We start from the raw sequence: 23809 nt of genomic DNA, 5'->3' as shown, positions 1-23809 counted from the left end.
GCAATAAAATCAAGCATTAGTAAAACCAGTGGAACTTACCCTGACATGGATTTCCACTGGTTTTTACAATTTTTATCAGATTAACTTCCACTTCTACTAGCGGTGGAACTTAGTTTGGGAATTTACCTACAATTTTTATCAGATTAACTTCCACTTCTACTAGCGGTGGAACTTAGTTTGGGAATTTACCCTCAAAGTAACTGAAAGTTATATAAGCAAGTTAATTTGGGAATTTACCTATTAACTTCGGGAGATTTTTGGGATTTTTTCCTTATTTCTCCCTGTAGCTAAAATCCTTTTCAAAAAATCACCTTTTCTTGATTTTTAATCCTATTTGCTGTATGATAAGGGAAAAGAAAGGGGGCAGAAATATGGCTTTTACCAATACCCAGATGCGGTCGGCTAGTTTTGGCATTGTTACCAGCTTGCCTGATGATGTCATTGACTCTTTTTGGTATATTATTGACCACTTCTTAAAAAATGTCTTTGAATTGGAAGAAGAACTTGAGTTTCAATTGCTCAATAACCAAGGAAAAATTACCTTCCACTTCTCAAGTCAACACCTCCCTACAGCCATTGATTTTGATTTTAACCACCCTTTCGACCCTCTTTATCCCCCGAGAGTTCTGGTTTTAGATATGGATGGTAGAGAGACTATCCTCCTCCCAGAAGAAAATGACCTATTTTAAAAACTCTAGCCTTCAGTTGTAAGTGACTGAAAACTAGAGTTTTTTCTATTGTTTCAAAGCATTATACAAGTTGCGAATAGGTTGCTTTAATATCGGATGGATAAAATGAGGCGCAATTTCTTGTAGAGACTCAAGAACAAAAAAGCGTTCCGCTATGTAAGGATGAGGCAAGATGAGGTCGTCTGTATAAAGAATCTGGTCCTCCACAAAGAGCAAGTCCAAATCAATCAAACGAGGTCCCCAATGCACTTCTCTCACCCGTCCCATCTCTGCTTCAATGGTTAACAAGGTTTCTAATAGCACTGGGGCAGGCAACCAGGTTTCTACTTCAACCACTTGATTAGCAAAGATATCCTGCTCAACACCACCCCAAGGCTCCGTCGTCAATACACTGGACTCTTTGAGAATATGGATACCTCGATTTCGCATGTTCTCAATGGCTTGCTCCAAATTCGCTTGTTTGTCTCCCATATTGCTTCCTAGGGCGATAAAGGCCCGTTGCTTGCGGCGATGAATAGTCACTGAGCAAGTGTCTAATGGCAAATGAACCGGTGCCCAAGGTTTTTTGAGTTCTAGCTTTATTTCTTGGACAAGAGGATAGACCTCAAAAGTACGTTCTACCAGTTTGTAGGCTACCGTTTCAATCAAGTCCTCAGTTGTTTCCTGAAACCAAGCCGTCCACTGCTGACACAGTTCTCCATAATGGACAGAGGCTGTCAAATCCAAGTCTGTAGCCGCCTTGGTCATATCATAGGATAGGATGGCTGAAACGACAAACTTCTGCCCCAATTCCTTCTCACTAGGAAAAAGACCATGATAGGCAAAAATTTCCAAATCCTTAATCTGCAGTTGATCCATAATGATTCCTTTCTAGAAAAATCCGCCCAAAGCGGATTCTTTTTATACTCAATGAAAATCAAAGTGCAAACTAAGAAGCTAGCCGCAGGCTGCTCAAAACACTGTTTTGAGGTTGCAGATAGAAGCTGACGTGGTTTGAATTTGATTTTCGAAGAGTATTATAGTCCCATTAAACGATAAGCCTGATCTCTAAGGTCCTTATCTGTTTCAAATAGACCACGAGCTACTGTCGTCAAGGTTGCAGTGCCTGGTTTTCTGACACCACGCATGCTCATACACATATGTTCTGCCTCAATGACAACAAAGGCTCCCTTAGCTCCTAGATAGTCCATCAAGGCATCGGCCACTTCGATATTCAAACGTTCTTGAATTTGTGGTTTTTTAGAATAAACTTCAACCGTACGGGCTAGCTTAGACAAACCTGCCACACGACCATCTGGAATGTAGGCAATATGCGCTTTTCCATAAAATGGCAAGAAGTGGTGTTCACACATGGTGTGGAAAAAGATATCCTTTTCTACTACCATGTTGTCATCAATAATCTCAAAGGATTTTGACAAATGTTCCTCCGCTGTTTGACCAAGACCTGAAAAAATCTCTTGGTACATACGGGCTACACGAGCAGGTGTTTCCTGCAAGCCTTCGCGGTTAGCGTCCTCTCCGACAGCCTCGATAATCATTTTCACAGCTGCTTCAATCTTTTGTGTATCCATTCTCATTCTTCCTCTCCATCAGATAGGCTCTCACTTGGCTCAAGAAATACAAGGAACCTGTGACAATCCTAACTGTTTTTTTCTCTTCTTTTTTATCTGTTAATTTTTTCTCTAGAAAATCCTGCCAATCTCTGTAGCTGAGATTTCTAGACTTAGCTGCCTCTTCCAGCACACTTTCATCAGTCGCCCGACTATCGTCAAAATGTGTCAGAGTAAGCTCGGTATCTGGGATTTGCTCCAACAAATCCAACATATCCTCCAAGGCCTTGGTTTTGATACAAGTAAAGAGGATTTCCTTATGATAATCCGCAAAGCGTTCTTGCAAGGTTGCTAATAAAGCCTTGATAGCATGGGGATTGTGGGCTCCATCCAAAATCATCAAGGGATCTCTTGACACGATTTCCAAACGTCCCGGCCAACTTGTTTCTTCCAAAGCTTGAGCAAGCAGGTCATTGCTTGCTAGTTCTCGCCCATCTTCTTGACAAAAAGTATCAAGTAAAGCTATGGCCATCCCAGCATTCTCTATCTGGTGCAAACCAAGCAGGCCAGTCTGGAAGCGACCTTGTCTGACAGAACTGGTATAGTCAAAGACTTCCCCTGTAACCACACTCTTTTGATGGCTGACCTGATAATCTGTTCCGTAGGCAAGTCTCGGCACATCTTTCCCTTCCGCAATGCGGTCAATCACAGCTAGCGCTTCTGGAGCGATACGGCCTGTCACCAAGGAAATACCTTGTTTGATAATACCAGCTTTCTGCTCTGCTATGGCTTCTAAGCTGTCCCCAAGTAGAGCTACATGGTCCAATCCTATAGTCGTAATTCCTGTCAAAATCGGCTGACAGATATTGGTGCTATCCAAAAGCCCGCCCATGCCCACTTCCATGATGGCCACATCTACTTGCTCTGAGGCAAAGTAATCATAAGCTATGGCGGTGATAATCTCAAACTCGGTTGTCCCCTGCAAATTGGCAATCGCTTCCCCCTCAATCAAAGACTGATAGTCTGCCATGAGGGCTTCTAGTCTCGCTTCTGGAATAGATTCCCCATTGATGCTAATCTGGTCTGTATAATGAATGAGATAGGGCGAGCTGAACACACCAACTCTCAGGCCTAAATTTTCCAGCATATTTTTCAAAAAAGCAATGGTCGAACCCTTGCCATTGGTTCCTCCGATATGGATGACCTTGAGTTTGAGATGGGGATTGCCACGCAATGCTAATAGTTCCACCATTCGTTCCAAGCCAAAATGCGGTTGGTCCGTCCGATAATTAGCAATCCACTGATTGTTTTCAAATTCTTTCATCTTATTTGTATTGTTTTAAATCTAAATTTTCCGCTTCATCAGCCAGACGAATAGCGGAGGCAATTTCAACTGCCATCCTGTGACTAGCTACATCATGCACGCGCACCACTTCCACACCCTGTCTTGCAGCAATACTGGTTACATGAGCCGAAGCCGTGTCCCGATTGCGGAAACCAAGCTCTGTCTCAGGACCGACTTCAAAGCCATTTTCTTCAAGAATATTGATGACAAATCGCTTGCGCGACACTCCGAGAAAGATTGGATAGCCCTTCTGATGGAGTTTATCCAGGTCTCGTAAAAGAAGCAAATTTTCTTTCTTAGTCAAACCAAAGCCAATTCCTGGATCCAACAAGATATTTTCTTGTGCAATCCCAGCTTCCTCTGCTCTCGCTAGTGCTCGTTCAAAGAAAGTCTCCATCAACTCTTCGATTGGCAATGTTTCAAAGTCAGCTAACTCTTCCTCTGTAAAAGTTTGACCAAAGCCAAAATGAGGAAAGATGAGCGAGCTAGGGTGCTGAGGTCGTGCCATGACTGGGTTAAACATGATAATCACTTTTGCTCCAGCCTTAGCAACCACATGAGCCATTTTTTCATCGCCCATGAGACCAGTGATATCGTTGACTAGATTGGCACCAGCAGCCAAAGCAGCCTCTGCCACCTGACTCTTCCAAGTATCGATAGAAATGAGGACATCACTTTCCTTGCGAATAGCTTTGATCACTGGAACAACACGCTGGATTTCCTCTTCTATCTCAACATAGCTACTGCCCGGGCGAGTTGATTCTCCGCCGATATCTAGCATACTCGCCCCTTCAGCTATCAATTTACGAGCCTGCTGGAGCGCCTGCTCAAGAGCAAAAAATTGACCACCGTCCGAAAAGGAATCTGGGGTTACATTGATAATTCCGCAAATAGCTGTCTTTGCATGATTGGCTGTACTTGACATATCGGTCACTCCCTCAAGGCTTTTCACCATATTATTTCTCTATTTTACCATAAAAAAGAAAAAGATGGATACGATTGCATTCATCTTTTTCACAGTTGAAGGAGGCAATTTCTCCCTCAAGAAAAATTGCTTCCATTTAGCAGAACCATTTCTCCCATTTTTAAAATATTGCCCTTAACTTTTAAAGTAGAGAACCTTAAATAGGCACACCAAAGGTTCTACTAACAATAATCATAAGTGCAAACAAGCAAAAGACTACTCCGTTAACAATCATATGAAGTAAGATAGACATTTCTAAACGTTGGGTTTTATAGACAGTCCACGTTAAAACCGTTGACATTCCTCCATAGATAAGAAGAGAAGGTAGATTTGTCGGTAAATGAAGCAAGGCAAAGATAATAGCACCGACTATATAACCCACATTTTCTTTACCACGAAAGAGTTTTTTAGGAATCACTCCTCGACATAAAATCTCCTCACAAATAGGAGCTATTAGAACCAGTAAGAAAAAACTGGAAATTAAGGAACTATTCTGGACCAAATCATTAATATTTGATTGATTGCTGGTTGTTGTTTCATTCATCAAACGCAGTAAGACCACACCAAGAATATTAAAGGCAAGAATCACTAGATAGCTTAAGACCAATCTAGCCAAATCCTTAGCCTTGAAAAACGATAAACTAAAACTAGCCAACTGTGATTTTCGAGCTCCGATGATAAATATAAGTAAAACCAACAAAGATAAGGCGGATACTAATAGTCCTGATTGCAACAATGGAAATCGTCTACTTGTTAGAAAATAGGACAAAGCCAAAGGAAGCTGAGAAAAAAGAAAGGCTACTAAAAAAATAATTACCCATTTGCCCCTGTTCACTATCTCTTTCCACATACTCTTCTCCTTCATGATTTTTCCTCCTTAGTCTTAATAAACATCATTGAATATATTTGCGAGCTAATCACAATCTCCTTTGTATTAAAAAAGGGGAAAAATCCCCCTGGGTTATCCTATTATAAGGCCATACTGATGTAGTTAAGGATAAACAAGGCATCCAAAATCCAAATCATGACGTGAACATCTTTAGCTTGACCTTTGACAAGCTTAGTCAAAGTGTAAGTCAAGAAACCAACTGCAATCCCTTGAGTGATAGAGTAGCTGAATCCCATAAAGATAGATGTGAAGAAAGCAGGAACCGCTTCAGACATATCGTCCCAATGGATATTTTTCAAGCTAGCCAACATCATAATCCCAACGATAATCAAGATTGGAGCTGTAGCGGCTGTTGGTACAATCGCTAGAAGTGGGCTAAAGAAGCTTGAGATCGCAAAACAGATTGCCACGACCAAGGCTGTCAAACCTGTACGTCCACCTGCACCGATACCAGCAGCAGACTCAACATAAGTCGTTACGTTCGAAGTACCAGCGATGGCACCAATTGAAGTACCAATCAAGTCTGAATAAAGAGCCTTGTCCAACTTAGCTGATTGGTGATTTTCACCATTTGTAGCTACGATACCAACTTTTTCACCTGTACCGATCAAGGTACCAATCGTATCAAAAATATCTGTCAATGAGAAGGCAAGAATTGCCATAAGAGTTTCAGGCAAGCGAGCTGTATCTGAAATCAAAGCTCCCAAACCTTCTGAACCAAGAGCTGCACCAAAGACTGTCTTCAAGTCTTCAAAGGCTGCACCAACATGGTTATTAGCAAAATCGATGCTTGACAAATCTACCAAACCAACTGCAATAGCAAGAACAGTTGTTGTCAAGATAGAGAGGATAATTCCCCCTTTAATCCCTTTAATGACAAAGAAGATTGTGATAGCAAGTCCTGCAAGAGCCACCAAAACAGCTGGATTATTAAAGCTGACCAAGCCTGGGACTGCTGAAGCATTTGCTGTAATCGCTGCTTGAGCTTTATCAGCCCCTTCTCCTGCAACCGTGTAATTTCCTGGATCGATAGAGAATTTCAAAAGTCCAGCATTCTTAATCCCCACGTAGGCAAGGAAGACACCGATACCAGCTGAAATAGCTGAACGAAGGGCGTTTGGAATCGATTCAATGATCATTTTACGAACATTTGTCAAGGTAATAATCAATGAGATAATTCCACAGATGAAGACCATAGCTAGGGCTTCTTGCCAAGAATAACCGAGTCCAAATACAACTGTAAAGGTAAAGAAGGCATTGAGTCCCATACCTGGCGCTTGAGCATATGGTAAGTTAGCATAGAAGGCCATCATCAGGGTACCAGCAACTGCACCGATAATCGTTGCGAGGAATACACCCTGAGCAGGCATTCCTGTTTGCGAAAGAATTTGTGGGTTTACAAAGAGAATATAACTCATTGCAAAGAAAGTTGTTAAACCAGCGAGAACCTCTGTACGAACGTCTGTACCGTTCTCTTTTAGTTTAAATAATTTGTCCATTATCAATCTCCTTTTAATTTTTACGAACAATAATAGAATTATATCATTTATCATTCACTTTTTCAATATCTTTGTCTGATTTATTTAAGAATTTGATGGAATTTTATTTTTTGTTTGGAATCTGCTTTTCTGCCTGCTTTTTGTTATAATAGTAGACATCTTATCTGGAAAGACACTAGAAAGGTTTATATGACGAAAAAAATTATTGCAGTTGACCTGGATGGAACCCTGCTCAACTCGGACAGTCAGATTTCTGACTTTACCAAAGAAACCATCAAAAAAGTTGCTGAAAAAGGCCATCAAGTTATTATTACAACAGGGCGCCCTTACCGAATGTCAAAAGATTTTTACCATGAACTAGGCTTAAACACTCCTATGATTAATTTCAACGGCTCCCTTACTCATTTACCAGACCAAGTTTGGGATTTTGAAAAGTGTTTAACTGTAGACAAAAAATATCTTTTAGACATGGTTCGACGTTCTGAGGATATTCAAGCCGATTTTATCGCTGGAGAATACCGTAAAAAATTCTACATTACAAATCCTAATGAAGAAATTGCCAATCCCAAACTATTTGGTGTAGAAGCTTTCCAGCCTGAAGATCAATTCCAGCCTGAGTTGGTAACCAAGGATCCTAACTGTATTCTGTTGCAGACCAGAGCCAGTGACAAATATGCCTTGGCAAAAGAAATGAACGCCTTCTACCAGCATCAACTGTCTATCAATACCTGGGGAGGGCCGCTCAATATCCTTGAGTGTACCCCAAAAGGTGTCAACAAGGCCTTTGCTTTGGACTACTTGCTCAAGGTAATGAACCGTGACAAAAAAGATTTGATTGCTTTTGGAGATGAACACAACGATACCGAGATGCTAGCTTTTGCTGGGAAAGGTTATGCCATGAAAAATGCCAACCCAGAGCTACTCCCTTATGCTGATGAGCAAATTTCCTTGACAAATGACCAAGACGGGGTTGCCAATACCCTGCAAGATTTATTCTTATAGTCCATACTGATACTCAATGAAAATCAAAGAGCAAACTAGGAAGCTAGCCGTAGGTTGCTCAAAGCACTGCTTTGAGGTTGTAGATGAAACTGACGAAGTCAGTAACATATATATACGGCAAGGCGAAGCTGACGTGGTTTGAATTTGATTTTCGAAGAGTATGACCAGCTTGCGAGCTGGTCTTTGTGTTCTTTTCACAGTCTCATCAACCAGTTAATCGATTGTTCTACTTTTTGCCTCCAAAACCTTGGAAAAGGCTTTCTTTTGTGATATACTTCACATATAAATACAAGAGAGCTCGTCATACTCGACTCTGTTGACACAAAATCAATCCAGTCCCGTTGTCCCTGTTCTCGGTCAATATAAAGGAGGATAGCTATGAAAGCTGTTGTTGTAAATCCAGAAAGCACTGGTGTTGCTGTTGAAGAAAAAGTACTCCGTCCACTTGAAACTGGGGAAGCACTTGTAGAAATTGAATACTGTGGTGTTTGCCACACTGACCTTCACGTTGCCCATGGCGACTTCGGTCAAGTACCAGGACGTGTCCTAGGTCACGAAGGTGTTGGTATCGTTAAAGAAATTGCCCCAGATGTGAAAAGCCTTAAAGTCGGTGACCGCGTCAGCGTTGCTTGGTTCTTTGAAGGATGTGGCACTTGCGAATACTGTACAACTGGCCGTGAAACTCTTTGCCGTACAGTAAAAAATGCTGGCTACTCAGTAGATGGTGGTATGGCTGAACAATGTATCGTAACTGCTGACTATGCTGTTAAAGTTCCTGACGGACTTGATCCAGCCCAAGCTTCTTCTATCACATGTGCTGGTGTAACAACCTATAAAGCTATAAAAGAAGCAAAAGTTGAACCAGGCCAATGGGTTGTACTCTACGGTGCTGGTGGACTGGGTAACCTAGCTGTTCAATATGCTAAAAAAGTATTCAATGCTCATGTCATCGCAGTTGATATCAATAATGACAAACTTGCCCTTGCAAAAGAAGTCGGTGCTGACATCGTTATTAACGGACTAGAAGTTGAAGATGTACCAGGACTCATTAAGGAAAAAACTGATGGAGGTGCTCACTCAGCCGTCGTAACCGCTGTGTCTAAAGTTGCCTTCAACCAGGCTGTTGACTCAGTTCGTGCTGGTGGTCGCGTCGTCGCTGTCGGTCTTCCTTCTGAAATGATGGAACTCAGCATCGTTAAAACAGTCCTCGATGGAATCCAAGTCATAGGTTCTCTTGTTGGAACTCGTAAAGACTTGGAAGAAGCCTTCCAATTCGGTGCAGAAGGTTTAGTAGTTCCAGTTGTCCAAAAACGTCCAGTAGAAGATGCCGTTGCAATTTTCGACGAAATGGAAAAAGGTCAAATCCAAGGACGTATGGTACTCGACTTCACCCACTAATCTATTAGAAACCTATTTTAAAAGTTGGAATACGCTTCCAACTTTTTTATATTAAATTTTTTAATAAGGATTCAAAAAAACTTCTCTAAAACTCAATATATCAATATTTTCAGATGTAATCTTTTTAATTATTTTATGATAAATAGTTGATTTTTAGATGAAAACGGTTTATACTTAAAAAGTCTTAAAGTTTTCTTAAAAGAAAACTGAAACAACAAAAAGGAGGAATGACAATAATGAGTATCGGAATCATTATTGCGAGCCACGGCGAATTTGCTGCGGGTATTCATCAGTCAGGTTCTATGATTTTTGGTGAACAAGAAAAGGTTCAAGTTGTAACCTTTATGCCAAATGAAGGTCCTGATGATTTATACGCTAAGTTTAATAACGCTGTTGCTGCATTTGACGCAGAAGATGAGGTTCTAGTTTTGGCTGACCTTTGGAGTGGATCTCCATTTAACCAAGCTAGTCGCGTGATGGGAGAAAATCCTGAGCGTAAGTTTGCCATCATCACAGGACTGAACTTACCGATGTTAATTCAAGCCTACACAGAGCGCCTCATGGACGCTGCTGCAGGTGTAGAAAAAGTCGCTGCTAATATCATTAAAGAAGCCAAAGATGGCATCAAAGCTCTTCCAGAAGAGCTAAACCCAGTTGAGGAAGTAGCAAGCGCTGCAGCTGCTCCAGTTGCCCAAGCTGCTATTCCAGAAGGAACTGTCATCGGAGACGGTAAACTCAAAATCAACCTTGCCCGTCTAGACACTCGTTTACTTCACGGTCAAGTTGCAACTGCTTGGACTCCAGATTCAAAAGCAGATCGTATCATCGTTGCTTCAGATAACGTAGCTAAAGATGAATTACGTAAAGAATTGATTAAACAAGCAGCTCCAGGTAAAGTGAAAGCAAACGTTGTTCCTATCCAAAAACTAATCGACGTTGCAAAAGATCCTCGCTTCGGAGGAACACATGCCCTTATCTTGTTTGAAACACCTCAAGATGCCCTTCGTGCTATTGAAGGTGGCGTGCCAATCAAAACTCTTAATGTTGGATCAATGGCTCACTCAACTGGTAAAACAATGGTTAACAACGTTTTGTCTATGGATAAAGAAGACGTTGCTACATTTGAAAAAATGCGTGACCTTGGTGTTGAATTTGATGTACGTAAAGTACCAAACGACACCAAAAAAGATTTGTTTGACTTGATCAACAAAGCAAACGTGCAATAATCGATTTTATGAAAGGATTTTAAAGATGTCTATTATTTCTATGGTTTTAGTAGTCGTTGTAGCCTTCCTAGCAGGTCTTGAAGGTATCCTCGACCAGTTCCAATTCCATCAACCAATCGTAGCTTGTACCCTTATCGGTCTTGTTACCGGTAACCTTGAAGCAGGGATTATCCTTGGTGGTTCTCTTCAAATGATCGCCCTTGGTTGGGCTAACATCGGAGCTGCCGTAGCTCCTGACGCTGCTCTTGCTTCTGTTGCTGCTGCCATTATCATGGTTCTTGGTGGCGACTTTACTAAGACAGGTATCGGTGTTGCCCAAGCGGTTGCTATCCCTCTTGCAGTTGCTGGTCTATTCTTGACTATGATTGTCCGTACACTCTCTGTCGGATTGGTTCACACTGCTGATGCTTCTGCTAAAAAAGGTGACTTCAAAGCAGTTGAACGTGCTCACTTTGTCGCACTTCTTCTTCAAGGTCTTCGTATTGCAGTCCCTGCAGCACTCCTTCTAATGGTACCAACTGAAACAGTACAAAGCATTCTAAATGCTATGCCTGATTGGCTCAAAGATGGTATGGCTATCGGTGGTGGTATGGTCGTTGCCGTTGGTTACGCTATGGTTATCAACATGATGGCAACTCGTGAAGTATGGCCATTCTTCGCTATCGGTTTCGTGCTTGCTGCCGTGTCAGATATTACTCTAATCGGATTTGGTGCTATCGGTGTTGCTATCGCTCTTATCTACCTTCACCTTTCTAAAACTGGTGGAAACGGTGGCGGAGGAGCCGCAACTTCTAACGACCCAATCGGCGATATCCTAGAAGACTACTAAGATAAGAAAGGACTGAAAACATCATGACTGAAAAACTTCAATTAACTAAATCAGATCGTAAAAAAGTTTGGTGGCGTTCAACTTTCTTACAAGGCTCTTGGAACTATGAACGTATGCAAAACTTGGGTTGGGCTTACTCATTAATTCCAGCTCTTAAAAAACTCTACACTAAAAAAGAAGATCAAATCGCTGCTCTTGAACGCCATCTTGAGTTCTTCAACACTCACCCATACGTAGCCGCTCCAATCATGGGGGTTACTCTTGCACTTGAAGAAGAACGTGCTAACGGTGTTGAAATTGATGATGCTGCTATCCAAGGGGTTAAAATCGGTATGATGGGACCTCTTGCTGGTATCGGTGACCCAGTATTCTGGTTTACAGTACGCCCAATCCTTGGATCACTCGGTGCTTCACTTGCCCTTACTGGTAATATCTTAGGTCCAATCCTCTTCTTCGTTCTTTGGAACTTGATTCGTATGTCATTCTTGTGGTATACACAAGAGATTGGATACAAGGCTGGATCAGAAATCACTAAAGATATGTCTGGCGGTATCCTCCAAGACATCACTAAAGGTGCTTCTATCCTTGGTATGTTCATTCTTGCTGTCCTTGTTCAACGTTGGGTAAATATTAAATTTGCTTTCGATGTTGCCAAAGTTCAACTAGATGAAAAGGCTTATATCCATTGGGATAAATTGCCAGAAGGATCTAAAGGTATCCAAGAAGCATTCGCACAAGTAGGACAAGGATTGTCTCAAACACCTGAAAAAGTTACTACTTTCCAACAAAACTTGGATATGTTGATCCCTGGACTATCAGGACTACTCCTTACTCTCCTTTGCATGTACTTGCTTAAGAAAAAAGTATCTCCAATCACTATTATCCTTGCACTCTTCGCAGTGGGTATTGTGGCACATGTTCTTCACATCATGTAATCAAGCAACTTAAAAGGAATCAGGTTCTAAAATCTGATTCCTTTTTTCTATACTTTTATTCGGCCAAGGCTCCCATTGGATCCCAAGGTGCGAGTACAATTGGTTCTGCTTCATAGGCAGCTTGTTCTTCTGCTGTCAGCAATTCCTTACGGACAACGATTTGGTATGTGTATTCGTCCATCCAAGCGTCTGAGGCAACAAAGTAACCATCTGTACCGACCTTGTCTCCCCATGAGTTTTCAACCTTCCACTTGGTTGACTTGCCATTTTCGTCCAAATCAACACCTGTCAAGACCATGGCGTGGGTCATCAAGCTTTCACTGTAGTCCAAACGTCCAGCCTTATCTTGAGTGAGTTTAATGTCCATGCTTGATTCAAAGTCATAAACATCTGTCGCAAGGATTCCAGCTTTACGGTTGCTGAGCTGACCGACATCTGAACCAAACCAAACAGTCTCACCTGCTTGCATTTGAGCAATCGCCAATTCTTTCAAGCGCTCCATCGGTACGTTGATGTAGCGAACTGCACGGCTGCCAACCACATTTCCCAACATCTCAACTGTGTAAGATTGGCCGTAAGGCTTGTCAGCAGTTGGAGCATTGATAACAGAAACGTAATCTTCTAGAGGAAGATTGACATATTTCTTGTAAAACTCTTGTGGTGTAATTCCCTTTTCACTTTGGTAGTTGTTATCCTTATCGCGATAAGCAAAGTCAAATGTACGTGGTGGAAGTCCTAAAGACATAGCAAGGAAATTAAAGATTTCTTGCAAGAGGTCTTCTTTCTTAGCTTGAACAGTCGCTTGGTCCGCACCAGAAGTAAGCAAGTCACGCAAGATTTGAGCATCTTGGCGAAGCAATTTATTAAGGATTGCATTTAGCTCACGGCTGCTACTAGATGAAACAGACTCAGGGTAAACTGACTTAGGCACGACACCGTATTTCTCAAAGAGAGAAACGACCATATCCCACTGACCACCGTCTTGCTGAGGAGTTTGAAGTAGAAATTTAACCTTACGGCTAGTTAGGTCTTGGTCTGCAGTCGCAATGACTTGCTCCAAGAACCAATTGGATTTCTCATACTTGTCCCAGAAGAATGTGTGGGCCTGTGACAACTCAAAGTTTTCCAATTTATATTGAGAGATAAGTTTGTGGCGGAAGGTGTTGAGAGCCGCAAACATCCAGCAACGTCCAGACGCTTTCTGGTTAGTAACCTTGTCCTTGGTCAAATCCAATGAGAAAACAGGTGTGTTATCCACATGGCTTTGGCGACGTTCTAGGGCTGCAAAAATTCCGTTGTGGCTAGCAGCATTTTCAATCGCTTGGTATTTTACATTTGCTTCATAGTTGGCAAATAATTTATCAGTAAATGATTCTTGAATCGCGTTCATAGATTCCTCCTTTTATTCTACAGTCTATTATAACTCTTTTCACAAAGTAAGCAACTGAAAAACATAAAAGGCAAGGATATTCTTCCTCACCTTTTTTGAATATAAACCCAATTAAGCAATACTCGCAAGAAGATTTTCCAATTCCTCCTTGATCAAACGACGCCATTCTCCTCTTTGTAAATTCTCATCCAAAACTAAAGTTCCCATAGTCAAACGCTGTAGGTCCACTACTTCCTTGCCACAGTAAGCCACCATACGCTTGACCTGATGAAACTTCCCTTCTGCAATGGTCACTCGGATTTGGCTTTGATTCTTTTCTGTATCTATGGACACAATCTCCAGTCTAGCGGGCTGACAGGTAAAGTCTTTGAGCGGAATTCCCTTAGCAAATGTCTCCACATCTTCTTGGGTCATGATTCCCTTGACTTGTGCCAGATACGTCTTGTCCACATGACGCTTGGGAGAAAGAAGAGCATGAGCCAACTGACCATCATTGGTCAGGAGCAGGAGTCCATGCGTATCAATATCCAAGCGCCCTACTGGGAAAACTTCCTTGCTCCGAGCAATATCATCCAACAAGTCCAGAACAGTTCTGTGCTTGGGATCCTCAGTCGCTGAAATAACTCCTTGGGGCTTGTTCATCATATAATAGACAAACTCCTCATACTCCAGCACTTGACCATCAAAGCAAATCTCATCTATTTTTTCATCAATCTGCAATTTAGCTGATTTCTCTTTTTTACCATTTACCGTCACGCGCCCAGCCTTGAGCAAGTTTTTGACCTCTGTCCGACTCCCTACAGCGCAGGCAACTAAAAATTTATCTAATCTCATAGAACTATTATATCATACTCAAAAGGAGGCTGTCTCAATGACCAACCTCCTTTTCATTTCATACTCTTCAAACCGCGTCAACGTCGCCTTGCCGTATAGATGTTACTGACTTCGTCAGTTTCATCTACAGCCTCAAAACCATGTTTTGAGCTGACTTCGTCAGTTCTATTTACAACCGCAAAGCAGTGCTTTGAGCAGCCTGCGGTTAGTTTCCTAGTTTGCTCTTTGATTTTCATTGAGTATCAGATTTAAGAAATTAACTTCCTCGTCTCCAGAAAATCGCTAAGACAATCATAGAACCTAAAATCGCTGGGATAATAGCTGTTCCTGATAAAACTGGCCCCCACGTTCCAAAGAGCAAGTGCCCCAGAAAGGCACCAATCCAGCCTAGAAACATTTTCCCAAAACATCCCATTCGCTCTCCACGATTGGTCAGAGTACCTGCTAAAAATCCCACTAGGAGACCAACGAACATACTTCCTATCATCTTAGCTCCTTAATTTGCCCAATCTCCGTTACGGAAAAGAGGTACTCGCGTTCCATCCTCACGGATACCATCGATATCCATCTGATTAGAACCAATCATAAAGTCCACGTGAACATCTGAACGGTTAAGTCCCGCAGCTTCAAGCTCTTCTTCGCTCATCTCCGCTCCACCGACTACGCTAGTCGCATAGGCTGCACCGATAGCCAAGTGGTTTGAAGCATTCTCATCAAAAAGGGTGTTGAAGAAGGTAATGCCTGACTGAGAAATTGGGCTTGGATCTGGTACCAAGGCACATTCACCTAAGGCACGCGCACCCGCATTTTCAAAGACAAGGTCTTTCATGACCTGATCGCCCTTCTCAGCAGTGATATCCACGATTTGTCCATCCTTAAAGGTTACCTTAATACCTTCAATGATATTTCCGTTATAGCTAAGCGGTTTTGTAGAAGTGACATAACCATCTGCGCGACGGAAGTCAGGTGCTGTGAATACTTCCTCTGTCGGCATATTTGGCAAGAATCCTTCTCCCTGCGCATTAATAGCACCAGCTGATTCCCAAACATGATTCTTCGGCAAGCCAAGTGTCAAATCTGTTCCTGGCGCTGTGTAGTGAAGGGCTGAAAATTGCTCTTTATTAAGCATATCGGCCTTGCTCTTGAGAATAGCTGCATGCTCTTCCCAGGCCTTAACAGGATCTTCTTCGTAGACACGGCAAGTTTTGAAGATTTGGTCCCAAAGGAAATCGACTGCTTCTTCGTCGCTCGAAGCATTTGGAAAGACTTTCTTGGCCCACTCAAGTCCAGCAGCGGCTGCTACAGTCCAACTAACCTTGTTGGATTGAGTTGCGATACGCATTGGCTTCATAGCAAGTCCCATAGCTTTAGCAGAAGCTGATAGCTTGTCAGCATCTACTCCGTTCAAGGCACCTGGATCAGAAGAACGAACTCCGAGACGGCTAGCCTTGTTCTCCAAAAGATAGTTCATCTCAGCAATCTTGTATTCTGGCACATTGTCCAGACGCTCCATCGGCGCATGGAGGAATTTCTCACGGTTAATCACATCATCTGTCCACTGAACAATAACCTCATGCGCACCCAAAGCATAAGCTTCTTTGACGATTAAGTGAGCCAACTCACGTTGCTCCACATCAATAGAGAGAGCCAAAGTGTGACCAGGTTGCACGTTAATTCCGTTCGCAACCAACAATTTCGCATATTTTTCTAGATTTTCTTTAAAATTTGGTAAAACCATGTAATTTTCTCTTTTCTATTTTTATTTTTCTTTCACAGCAGAGAATAATCCTGCTAAAGCAATGACACCTGACAAAAGTGCTGTTGATAGAAGAATTGTCTGATCAGCAAGTTCTAATTGATATTCAAATACCTTCTCAGCTGGCTTATCTTCCGCAAAAATTCTTAGTTCCATCTTTTTTCCTCCAAGACCTTAAAACAACTCATCAAACAAACTGAGCTGGTTATCCTCTGGCATATTGCCCAGAATCCCCATTTCATCCATCTTTTCAACCAAGGTTGATGAGAGCCCACCACGCTTGCGCAATTCTGTTTTAGAGAGGAATTCTCCCTCTTCACGCGATCGCACCAACTGCTTAGCAACGTTCTCTCCCAGACCATCCATTGCTACAAATGGCGGAATGAGGGTATCCCCATCGATAAGGAACTCTGTCGCCTGACTACGATAGAGATCGAGTTTGCCAAACTTGAAACCACGTTCCCACATTTCATTGACAATCTCAAGAGTTGTATAGAGGTCAATCTCCACATTAGAGGTCTCATTGTTCTTCCGTTTTTCAGAGATTTCTTCCATTCTGCGTTTGATGGCATCCAATCCCGCACCCATGGTCTTGATATCAAAAGCCTTAGCACGAATGGAGAAGTAAGCACAGTAGTAATAAATGGGATGGTGAACCTTGAAGTAAGCTACACGCAAGGCCATCATAACGTAGGCTGCCGCATGGGCTTTAGGGAACATGTACTTAATTTTCCCACAGGACTCGATATACCACTCTGGCACCTTATTGGCCTTCATGGCTTCAATGTAGCCATTTCGCTCCTCTTCGGAAATCTTGAGCCACAAGCCCTTACGTACCCGTTCCATAATGGTAAAGGCCATCTTAGGTTCGAGACCGGCATGCATGAGGTAAACCATGATGTCGTCCCGACAACCGATAACGGTTGATAGGTCCGCAATTCCTTGCTTAATCAGATCCTGAGCATTTCCCAACCACACATCGGTACCATGGGACAGACCTGAGAGCTGAAGCAGCTCTGCAAAAGTCGTCGGATGAGTCTCATCTACCATCCCACGTACAAAGTTGGTTCCAAACTCTGGAATTCCCAGCATACCCGTCGGTGTTCCGATTTGTTCAGGAGTTACCCCTAGCACATCTGTCCCTGAAAAGAGGGCCATCACGCCTTCATCATCCATAGGGATTTCATTAGGATCGATCCCAGACAAGTCCTGGAGTTTTCGAATCATGGTCGGATCATCATGTCCCAGTACATCAAGTTTAAGGACGTTCTCATCAATATCGTGGAAGTTAAAGTGAGTCGTCTGCCATTCAGCCGTCACGTCATCCGCTGGATACTGAACAGGCGTGAAATCATAGACATCCATGTAGTTCGGAATAACAACGATTCCCCCCGGGTGTTGTCCTGTTGTCCGCTTGACACCAGCAGCACCTTGAGCGAGGCGTTCTACCTCTGCATCACGATAAAACTTGCCATAGTCCCGCTCGTAACCCTTGACAAAACCATAGGCAGTCTTGGCAGCCACCGTACCAACCGTTCCTGCACGGAAGGCATATTCCTCACCAAAAATATCGCGTACATCCAAGTGGGCGCTAGGTTGATCTTCTCCCGAGAAGTTCAAGTCAATATCGGGAACCTTGTCCCCATCAAAACCAAGGAAGGTCTCGAAAGGAATATCTTGCCCATTTTTGCTGAGTTTGTTACCACATTTTGGACAGTCCTTATTGGGCATATCAAATCCTGAACCGTACGAACCATCGGTGATAAACTCACTGTACTGACACTGACCACAGACATAGTGAGGAGAGAGAGGATTGACCTCTGTAATCCCAATCATAGTCGCAACAAAACTAGATCCGACAGACCCACGAGAACCAACCAAGTAACCCCGTTCATTAGAACGTTGTACCAGCATCTGGGAAGCCAGATAAATCACAGCAAATCCATTCCCCAGAATGGAAGTCAGTTCTTTTTCAATCCGCAAATCGACAATATCTGGCAGCGGATTTCCATAAATCTCAAAAGCTTTCTTATAGGTCAATTCAGCGACCGTTTCTTCCGCCTTGTCGATGAAAGGCGTGTACAAATCCCCCTTAACAACTTCAACAGGTTCAAAGATTTCTGCCAAGGCATTGGGATTTTCAATAACCAGTTTACGAGCTAATTCCTCTCCCAAGAAGGCAAATTCATCCAACATTTCATTTGTCGTTCTAAAATGAGCCTTTGGAAGTGGTGCTGGTTGGGCATGTTCTCCATGCCCGATAGTTCGGTTAATCATAGCCCCCTGTCCCAAGCTACGGACGATAATTTCACGGTAAATCTCTTCTTCCGGTTCGATATAATGGACATTTCCCGTAGCTAGAACGGGCTTACCAAGACGGTCTCCAACTTCTATCAAACTCTTGATAATGGTCTGGAGTTCCTCCATATCCTTGACCTGCTCCTTAGCAATCAATGGCGCATAGATAGCTGGTGGCATAACCTCGATAAAGTCATAATACTTGGCCACCTCAACCGCCGCATCCACACCTTGGGAAACGACTGCATCAAAAACTTCACCTTCAGAGCAAGCTGAGCCTAAAATCAAACCTTCTCGATGGGCATCTAGAACTGTTCTCGGAATTCGTGGCACCCCTTCAAAGTACTTGGTATTAGACAGAGAAACCAGTTTAAAGATATTTTTTAGACCTATCTGATTCTTGACATAAATAGTCGCATGCTTGATTCGAGCTTTTTTGTAAGAATCTGGACTAATCAAATCAATGTTGAGTCTAGCTAGATCGGTCACACCATGTTTTTCTGCCACCTCTTTGATAAAGATGAAAAGCAGGCGACCTGTAGCTTCCGCATCGTAGTTGGCCATGTGGTGATGTTCTAAGGCCACACCAAAACGCTTGGTCAAAGGTCCCAAACCATGACGTTTATACTCAGGATAGAGGTTTCTAGCAAACTCCAGCGTATCAATAACTGGCTGACTAATCCTTGGAAGACCATGACGCTCATAGTTGGCATTCATAAATCCAACGTCAAAGGTCGCATTGTGGGCAACTAGGACCGTATCCTTGCAGAATTCTTGGAATTCTTGCAAAACTTGTTCTAGTGGTTTGGCATTTTTGACATGGTCATCTGTAATTCCAGTCAACTCAGTAGTAAAAGCTGACAAAGGATGCCCAGGATTGATAAATTCATCAAATTCAGCAATGACATTCCCCTTGTACATCTTAGAAGCCGCAACCTGAATCAAGTCATTGTAGATGGCTGATAGACCCGTCGTTTCCACGTCAAAGACCACATAGGTTGCTTCTGATAAATCCATCTCCACTTCGTTGTAGACGATAGGGACACGGTCCTCAACGATATTGGCTTCCATACCATAGATCAGCTGGATTCCCGCTTTCTTAGCCGCCTTATAGCCATGTGGGAAGGACTGGACATTTCCATGATCCGTGATGGCAACCGCCTTGTGTCCCCACTTAGCAGCTGTCGCAACGATTTCTTCTACCTCTGGCAAAGCATCCATAGTCGACATGTTAGTATGAGCATGAAACTCAACCCGACGCTCACCTTCTGGCATCAAATCCTTCCGCTCATAGTGAACAACTTCCTGCACATCCTGCACGTTCATAGTCAAATCGCGTGTGAAATTATTCATCTCCACATTCCCACGAACTCTAAGCCAAGAATTTTTCTTAATGAGATCAAACTTCTGGGCCTCTTCCTCATTCTTGACCCACTTTTGCATAGAAAAACTTGAAGTGTAGTCCGTCATTTTAAAGTTGATCAAAACACGCCCTGTTCTGGTCACTTTTTGCTCCACATCAAAAACAACCCCTTCAAAGACCAGACGATTTTCCTCCGTCGTCACTTCGATCATAGGAGTAATCTCCGCCTTATCTAGCTTGGGTTTAGCTGCAGCTTTTTTGGCCTGAAAATCAAAGACTGGTTTCTCTTCCGCTGGAGGAGGTGCCATCTGTTCCAGTTGTTCCATAGCACGGAGCGCTTCCTCATTGGCCACTTGAACAATCTGCTCATTTTTAGCATGAAAGGCCTCTTCCTGCTCTTGGGTCAGCACATCATTCTTCTCGACTTGACAATTAAAAGTTGGAAAACCAAACTTTTCAAGTTGTTTAGCTAAATTAGGAAGATGATTCTTCTTAAAATATTCCTTATCAATAGCCTCAGAGCCCTCAATAAATAGTTGATTGCCTTCAGCACGAACTTGCAGATTTTGATAAAGAGATTTAAATCCTTGACTAGCACATGGCTCCTCAGAAAAAGCCTCTCTATAATAGGCTTGTAAAAGTTGGTTTGAAAATTCTTGAGAGAGAGCCTTGATCTCGAAAACAGCTTTATTGCCTGTCTTAGAAAATTCTTCGCTCAAACCTTTCTTTAATTCTAAAAAGATTTCAATCGGTAAAATATTAGAAAATATGAAATGAAACTCCCATACCTTACTAATTTTATGAACCACAACTCGCTCAATATCGGCCTGTGCTAAAGCAGGAGCCTGTCTCATTTCAGTAGGTATCCCCAATTGATTCATTAAAATTTCAAAACTGTTTGACATTCATTTTCCTCACATTATTCTCCTACTATTTTACCATATTTAGAGGTATTTTCTAAAGACAAAAGGAAGCCACTAAGTGACTTCCTTCTATAGCGAGGACTGATTAGTCTTCACCTTTGTTTTTCTTAATGATTTCTTCTTGTACTGACTTAGGCACATCTTCGTAGTGGTCAAATACCATCATGAATGTACCACGTCCTTGAGATGCAGAACGAAGAACTGTTGCGTAACCGAACATTTCAGCAAGTGGAACGTAAGCACGAACGATTTGGCTGTTACCATGTGCTTCCATACCATCTACACGTCCACGACGAGCAGTTACGTGACCCATAACATCACCAAGGTTTTCTTCTGGAACAGTGATTGTTACAAGCATCATTGGCTCAAGGATAGCTGGTTGTGCTGATTTAGCAGCTTCTTTAAGAGCAAGTGAAGCCGCGATCTTGAAGGCAGTTTCAGATGAGTCGACATCGTGGTATGAACCATCGTAAAGTTTAGCTTTAACGTCAACCATTGGGTAACCTGCAAGAACACCGTTAGCCATAGATTCTACCAAACCTTTTTCAACCGCTGGGATAAATTCACGAGGAACCACACCACCGACGATTGCGTTTTCGAATTCGAATCCTTTACCTTCTTCGTTTGGAGTAAATTCAATCCATACATCACCAAATTGACCTTTACCACCAGACTGACGTTTGAAGAATCCACGTGCTTGAGTAGAAGCGCGGAATGTTTCACGGTAAGATACTTGAGGAGCACCTACGTTCGCTTCAACTTTGAACTCACGACGCATACGGTCAACAAGGACGTCAAGGTGAAGCTCACCCATACCAGAGATAACTGTTTCACCAGTTTCAACGTTTGTTTCAACGCGGAATGTTGGATCTTCTTCAGCCAATTTTTGAAGGGCGATACCCATCTTGTCTTGGTCAGCTTTAGATTTTGGCTCAACCATCAATTGGATAACTGGTTCTGGAACGTTGATTGACTCAAGGATGATTTTAGCTTTTTCATCTGTCAATGAGTCACCAGTTGTAGTATCTTTCAAACCAACGGCAGCAGCAATATCACCTGAGTAAACAGTGTCGATTTCTTGACGGCTGTTAGCGTGCATTTGAAGGATACGTCCGATACGTTCACGTTTACCTTTAGAAGTGTTCAATACGTAAGAACCTGATTGAAGCACACCTGAGTAAACACGGAAGAATGTCAAACGACCTACGAATGGGTCAGTCATAATCTTGAAGGCAAGAGCTGCAAATGGCTCTTCGTCAGATGCTGGACGAGTTTCTTCAGCGTCTGTATCTGGGTTAATACCTTTGATCGCTGGGATGTCAAGTGGGCTTGGAAGGTAGTCAATAACCGCATCAAGCATCAATTGAACACCTTTGTTTTTGAAGGCAGAACCACACAATACTGGGAAGAATTCAACGTTGATAGTCGCTTTACGGATACCAGCTTTCAATTCTTCGTTAGTGATTTCTTCACCTTCAAGGTATTTCATCATCAATTCTTCGTCAGTTTCAGCAACTGCTTCAATCAATTTTTCACGGTATTCTTGAGCTTGGTCAAGGTATTCAGCTGGGATGTCTTCTTCAAGGATATCTGTACCAAGGTCGTTCGTATAGATTTCAGCTTTCATCTTAATCAAGTCGATGATACCACGGAAGTCATCTTCAGAACCGATTGGCAATTGGATTGGGTGTGCATTTGCTTGAAGACGATCGTGAAGTGTGCTTACAGAGTAAAGGAAGTCAGCACCGATTTTGTCCATTTTGTTGGCAAATACGATACGTGGAACTCCATACTCAGTTGCTTGACGCCAAACTGTTTCAGTTTGAGGCTCAACACCTGATTGTGAGTCAAGAACGGTAACCGCACCATCCAATACACGAAGAGAACGTTGTACTTCGATTGTGAAGTCCACGTGTCCTGGTGTGTCGATGATGTTTACGCGGTGGTTGTTCCATTGAGCTGTTGTCGCAGCAGATGTGATAGTGATACCACGCTCTTGCTCTTGCTCCATCCAGTCCATTTGTGACGCACCTTCGTGAGTTTCACCGATTTTGTGGATTTTACCAGTGTAGTAAAGGATACGCTCAGTTGTAGTTGTTTTACCAGCATCGACGTGAGCCATGATACCGATATTACGAGTTTTTTCAAGTGAAAATTCGCGTGCCATGAGGTTTGTTTCTCCTATTTATTTTTGATTTCTATTCTATTATAACACGATTTTAATAAAAACGGATAGGCAGGACCTACCCGTTCTCAATGTTTTCATGCTATTGTTGGTTTCGACTTACGAGCTGGTAAGTTGAGTTATAGCTAATACTAATCGATTTAGCTAATTTGAACCCGGGCTAAAAGCTCGGAAAATAGATAAGCTCTCCTAGAATCTTCGATTCTTCGTCAAGCTTCCTAATTTTCAGTCGCTTTTTTAACGCCCTTAGTATCTTAATCTTACCAACGGAAGTGTGCGAATGCACGGTTAGCTTCAGCCATACGGTGAGTGTCTTCACGTTTCTTAACAGCTGCACCAGTGTTGTTAGCAGCATCCAAGATTTCTTTTGCAAGACGGTCTTGCATTGTGTGTTCACCACGAAGACGAGCAATTGTTACCAACCAACGAAGTCCAAGTGTTGTACGACGTTCTGGACGAACCTCAACTGGGACTTGGTAGTTAGAACCACCAACACGACGTGCACGTACTTCAAGTACAGGCATGATGTTTTCCATAGCTGTTTCAAATACTTCAAGTGCATCGTTGCCAGTAGCTTCTTTGATTTGCTCAAAAGCACCGTAAACGATTGAAGCAGCTGTACCACGTTTACCATCAAGCATAACGCGGTTGATAAGACGAGTAACTAGTTGTGAATTGTAAAGCGGATCTGGCAATACGTCACGTTTTGGAGCTCTATTTTTACGACTCATTTC

The 23809-nt window shown here is 42.6% G+C and carries 22 protein-coding genes; 7 read left to right on the top strand and 15 right to left on the bottom strand.

Annotated elements, in window-relative coordinates; translation table 11 throughout:
- Positions 1 to 371: 371 nt before the first annotated feature.
- Positions 372 to 689 carry a DUF960 domain-containing protein gene (locus tag DSY56_RS06925; RefSeq protein WP_000886037.1) on the top strand — a complete coding sequence of 106 codons (318 nt, stop codon included), beginning with the start codon at positions 372 to 374 and terminating at the stop codon, positions 687 to 689.
- A 45-nt stretch (positions 690 to 734) separates the two neighbouring features.
- On the opposite strand, the gene folB is transcribed toward DSY56_RS06925, so the two are convergent.
- The 6 genes from folB to DSY56_RS06895 form a co-directional block, all read right to left on the bottom strand.
- Positions 735 to 1547, bottom strand: a complete 813-nt coding sequence (gene folB / locus DSY56_RS06920; protein ID WP_112444655.1) for a dihydroneopterin aldolase — start codon at positions 1545 to 1547, stop codon at positions 735 to 737.
- 158 nt (positions 1548 to 1705) lie between these two features.
- Positions 1706 to 2260, bottom strand: a complete 555-nt coding sequence (gene folE, locus DSY56_RS06915) for a GTP cyclohydrolase I FolE (protein WP_000380912.1) — start codon at positions 2258 to 2260, stop codon at positions 1706 to 1708.
- Positions 2241 to 3563: a bifunctional folylpolyglutamate synthase/dihydrofolate synthase gene (locus tag DSY56_RS06910; protein ID WP_112444653.1), complete on the bottom strand. Its 1323-nt coding sequence runs from the start codon at positions 3561 to 3563 to the stop codon at positions 2241 to 2243. The genes folE and DSY56_RS06910 overlap by 20 nt, the downstream gene beginning before the upstream one ends.
- A gap of 1 nt (position 3564) precedes the next feature.
- Complete coding sequence (gene folP / locus DSY56_RS06905; protein ID WP_200832383.1) at positions 3565 to 4539, bottom strand: dihydropteroate synthase; 975 nt, start codon at positions 4537 to 4539, stop codon at positions 3565 to 3567.
- A gap of 166 nt (positions 4540 to 4705) precedes the next feature.
- Positions 4706 to 5413 (bottom strand): CPBP family intramembrane glutamic endopeptidase, encoded by a 708-nt coding sequence (locus DSY56_RS06900; protein WP_112444651.1) that lies wholly within the window; start codon positions 5411 to 5413, stop codon positions 4706 to 4708.
- Between the two features lie 104 nt (positions 5414 to 5517).
- On the bottom strand, positions 5518 to 6936 hold the full coding sequence (locus tag DSY56_RS06895) for an NCS2 family permease (RefSeq protein WP_000359256.1): 1419 nt from the start codon (positions 6934 to 6936) through the stop codon (positions 5518 to 5520).
- Positions 6937 to 7125: 189 nt separating this feature from the next.
- On the opposite strand from DSY56_RS06895, the gene DSY56_RS06890 reads away from it, so the two are divergent.
- The 6 genes from DSY56_RS06890 to DSY56_RS06870 all read left to right on the top strand — a co-directional run bounded on the left by DSY56_RS06890 (position 7126) and on the right by DSY56_RS06870 (position 12326).
- Positions 7126 to 7938: a Cof-type HAD-IIB family hydrolase gene (locus tag DSY56_RS06890; protein WP_112444649.1), complete on the top strand. Its 813-nt coding sequence runs from the start codon at positions 7126 to 7128 to the stop codon at positions 7936 to 7938.
- A 16-nt stretch (positions 7939 to 7954) separates the two neighbouring features.
- Positions 7955 to 8080 carry a hypothetical protein gene (locus DSY56_RS12580; protein WP_268810465.1) on the top strand — a complete coding sequence of 42 codons (126 nt, stop codon included), beginning with the start codon at positions 7955 to 7957 and terminating at the stop codon, positions 8078 to 8080.
- Positions 8081 to 8316: 236 nt separating this feature from the next.
- A complete protein-coding gene (adhP, locus tag DSY56_RS06885; RefSeq protein WP_000649186.1) occupies positions 8317 to 9336 on the top strand; it encodes an alcohol dehydrogenase AdhP in 1020 nt (339 codons plus the stop codon).
- A 236-nt stretch (positions 9337 to 9572) separates the two neighbouring features.
- Positions 9573 to 10562 (top strand): PTS sugar transporter subunit IIB, encoded by a 990-nt coding sequence (locus tag DSY56_RS06880; protein ID WP_004258131.1) that lies wholly within the window; start codon positions 9573 to 9575, stop codon positions 10560 to 10562.
- Positions 10563 to 10587: 25 nt separating this feature from the next.
- Complete coding sequence (locus DSY56_RS06875) at positions 10588 to 11391, top strand: PTS mannose/fructose/sorbose transporter subunit IIC (protein WP_000022716.1); 804 nt, start codon at positions 10588 to 10590, stop codon at positions 11389 to 11391.
- Between the two features lie 23 nt (positions 11392 to 11414).
- A complete protein-coding gene (locus tag DSY56_RS06870; RefSeq protein WP_000136864.1) occupies positions 11415 to 12326 on the top strand; it encodes a PTS system mannose/fructose/sorbose family transporter subunit IID in 912 nt (303 codons plus the stop codon).
- Positions 12327 to 12381: 55 nt separating this feature from the next.
- Here DSY56_RS06870 and pepC read toward each other — a convergent pair whose 3' ends face one another.
- The 9 genes from pepC to rpsG all read right to left on the bottom strand — a co-directional run bounded on the left by pepC (position 12382) and on the right by rpsG (position 23806).
- Positions 12382 to 13716 carry an aminopeptidase C gene (pepC, locus tag DSY56_RS06865; RefSeq protein WP_049502244.1) on the bottom strand — a complete coding sequence of 445 codons (1335 nt, stop codon included), beginning with the start codon at positions 13714 to 13716 and terminating at the stop codon, positions 12382 to 12384.
- A gap of 111 nt (positions 13717 to 13827) precedes the next feature.
- On the bottom strand, positions 13828 to 14550 hold the full coding sequence (locus DSY56_RS06855) for a pseudouridine synthase (protein ID WP_112444644.1): 723 nt from the start codon (positions 14548 to 14550) through the stop codon (positions 13828 to 13830).
- 77 nt (positions 14551 to 14627) lie between these two features.
- Positions 14628 to 14786, bottom strand: coding sequence for a hypothetical protein (locus DSY56_RS12375; RefSeq protein WP_234990558.1), 159 nt, complete (start codon positions 14784 to 14786; stop codon positions 14628 to 14630).
- A 20-nt stretch (positions 14787 to 14806) separates the two neighbouring features.
- A complete protein-coding gene (locus DSY56_RS06845) occupies positions 14807 to 15037 on the bottom strand; it encodes a GlsB/YeaQ/YmgE family stress response membrane protein (protein ID WP_112444642.1) in 231 nt (76 codons plus the stop codon).
- Between the two features lie 9 nt (positions 15038 to 15046).
- Entirely contained in the window at positions 15047 to 16288 is a 1242-nt protein-coding gene (locus DSY56_RS06840; protein ID WP_112444640.1) for an aminopeptidase, read from the bottom strand.
- A 21-nt stretch (positions 16289 to 16309) separates the two neighbouring features.
- Positions 16310 to 16462 (bottom strand): hypothetical protein, encoded by a 153-nt coding sequence (locus DSY56_RS06835; protein WP_112444638.1) that lies wholly within the window; start codon positions 16460 to 16462, stop codon positions 16310 to 16312.
- Between the two features lie 18 nt (positions 16463 to 16480).
- Entirely contained in the window at positions 16481 to 20872 is a 4392-nt protein-coding gene (locus tag DSY56_RS06830) for a PolC-type DNA polymerase III (protein ID WP_112444636.1), read from the bottom strand.
- 103 nt (positions 20873 to 20975) lie between these two features.
- On the bottom strand, positions 20976 to 23057 hold the full coding sequence (fusA, locus tag DSY56_RS06825; RefSeq protein ID WP_000090345.1) for an elongation factor G: 2082 nt from the start codon (positions 23055 to 23057) through the stop codon (positions 20976 to 20978).
- Positions 23058 to 23335: 278 nt separating this feature from the next.
- Positions 23336 to 23806 carry a 30S ribosomal protein S7 gene (rpsG, locus tag DSY56_RS06820; RefSeq protein ID WP_000087873.1) on the bottom strand — a complete coding sequence of 157 codons (471 nt, stop codon included), beginning with the start codon at positions 23804 to 23806 and terminating at the stop codon, positions 23336 to 23338.
- Positions 23807 to 23809: the final 3 nt, after the last annotated feature.

The sequence above is a fragment of the Streptococcus sp. 596553 genome (assembly GCF_900411395.1).
GTDB lineage: Bacteria > Bacillota > Bacilli > Lactobacillales > Streptococcaceae > Streptococcus > Streptococcus mitis_BA.
This window is presented reverse-complemented; position numbering and strand designations above follow the sequence as displayed.

Bases quoted from the DNA above. Each gene is read 5' to 3' on its own strand.
- DSY56_RS12375 (WP_234990558.1), bottom strand. From the start codon at position 14,786: ATGAAAATCAAAGAGCAAACTAGGAAACTAACCGCAGGCTGCTCAAAG.
- DSY56_RS06900 (WP_112444651.1), bottom strand. From the start codon at position 5,413: ATGAAGGAGAAGAGTATGTGGAAAGAGATAGTGAACAGGGGCAAATGG.
- DSY56_RS06840 (WP_112444640.1), bottom strand. From the start codon at position 16,288: ATGGTTTTACCAAATTTTAAAGAAAATCTAGAAAAATATGCGAAATTG.
- DSY56_RS06835 (WP_112444638.1), bottom strand. From the start codon at position 16,462: ATGGAACTAAGAATTTTTGCGGAAGATAAGCCAGCTGAGAAGGTATTT.
- pepC (WP_049502244.1), bottom strand. From the start codon at position 13,716: ATGAACGCGATTCAAGAATCATTTACTGATAAATTATTTGCCAACTAT.
- folE (WP_000380912.1), bottom strand. From the start codon at position 2,260: ATGGATACACAAAAGATTGAAGCAGCTGTGAAAATGATTATCGAGGCT.
- DSY56_RS06910 (WP_112444653.1), bottom strand. From the start codon at position 3,563: ATGAAAGAATTTGAAAACAATCAGTGGATTGCTAATTATCGGACGGAC.
- DSY56_RS06870 (WP_000136864.1), top strand. From the start codon at position 11,415: ATGACTGAAAAACTTCAATTAACTAAATCAGATCGTAAAAAAGTTTGG.
- DSY56_RS06925 (WP_000886037.1), top strand. From the start codon at position 372: ATGGCTTTTACCAATACCCAGATGCGGTCGGCTAGTTTTGGCATTGTT.
- DSY56_RS06880 (WP_004258131.1), top strand. From the start codon at position 9,573: ATGAGTATCGGAATCATTATTGCGAGCCACGGCGAATTTGCTGCGGGT.
- DSY56_RS06875 (WP_000022716.1), top strand. From the start codon at position 10,588: ATGTCTATTATTTCTATGGTTTTAGTAGTCGTTGTAGCCTTCCTAGCA.
- adhP (WP_000649186.1), top strand. From the start codon at position 8,317: ATGAAAGCTGTTGTTGTAAATCCAGAAAGCACTGGTGTTGCTGTTGAA.
- DSY56_RS06845 (WP_112444642.1), bottom strand. From the start codon at position 15,037: ATGATAGGAAGTATGTTCGTTGGTCTCCTAGTGGGATTTTTAGCAGGT.
- folB (WP_112444655.1), bottom strand. From the start codon at position 1,547: ATGGATCAACTGCAGATTAAGGATTTGGAAATTTTTGCCTATCATGGT.
- DSY56_RS06830 (WP_112444636.1), bottom strand. From the start codon at position 20,872: ATGTCAAACAGTTTTGAAATTTTAATGAATCAATTGGGGATACCTACT.
- DSY56_RS06895 (WP_000359256.1), bottom strand. From the start codon at position 6,936: ATGGACAAATTATTTAAACTAAAAGAGAACGGTACAGACGTTCGTACA.
- DSY56_RS06855 (WP_112444644.1), bottom strand. From the start codon at position 14,550: ATGAGATTAGATAAATTTTTAGTTGCCTGCGCTGTAGGGAGTCGGACA.
- DSY56_RS06890 (WP_112444649.1), top strand. From the start codon at position 7,126: ATGACGAAAAAAATTATTGCAGTTGACCTGGATGGAACCCTGCTCAAC.
- DSY56_RS12580 (WP_268810465.1), top strand. From the start codon at position 7,955: ATGAAAATCAAAGAGCAAACTAGGAAGCTAGCCGTAGGTTGCTCAAAG.
- fusA (WP_000090345.1), bottom strand. From the start codon at position 23,057: ATGGCACGCGAATTTTCACTTGAAAAAACTCGTAATATCGGTATCATG.
- rpsG (WP_000087873.1), bottom strand. From the start codon at position 23,806: ATGAGTCGTAAAAATAGAGCTCCAAAACGTGACGTATTGCCAGATCCG.
- folP (WP_200832383.1), bottom strand. From the start codon at position 4,539: ATGGTGAAAAGCCTTGAGGGAGTGACCGATATGTCAAGTACAGCCAAT.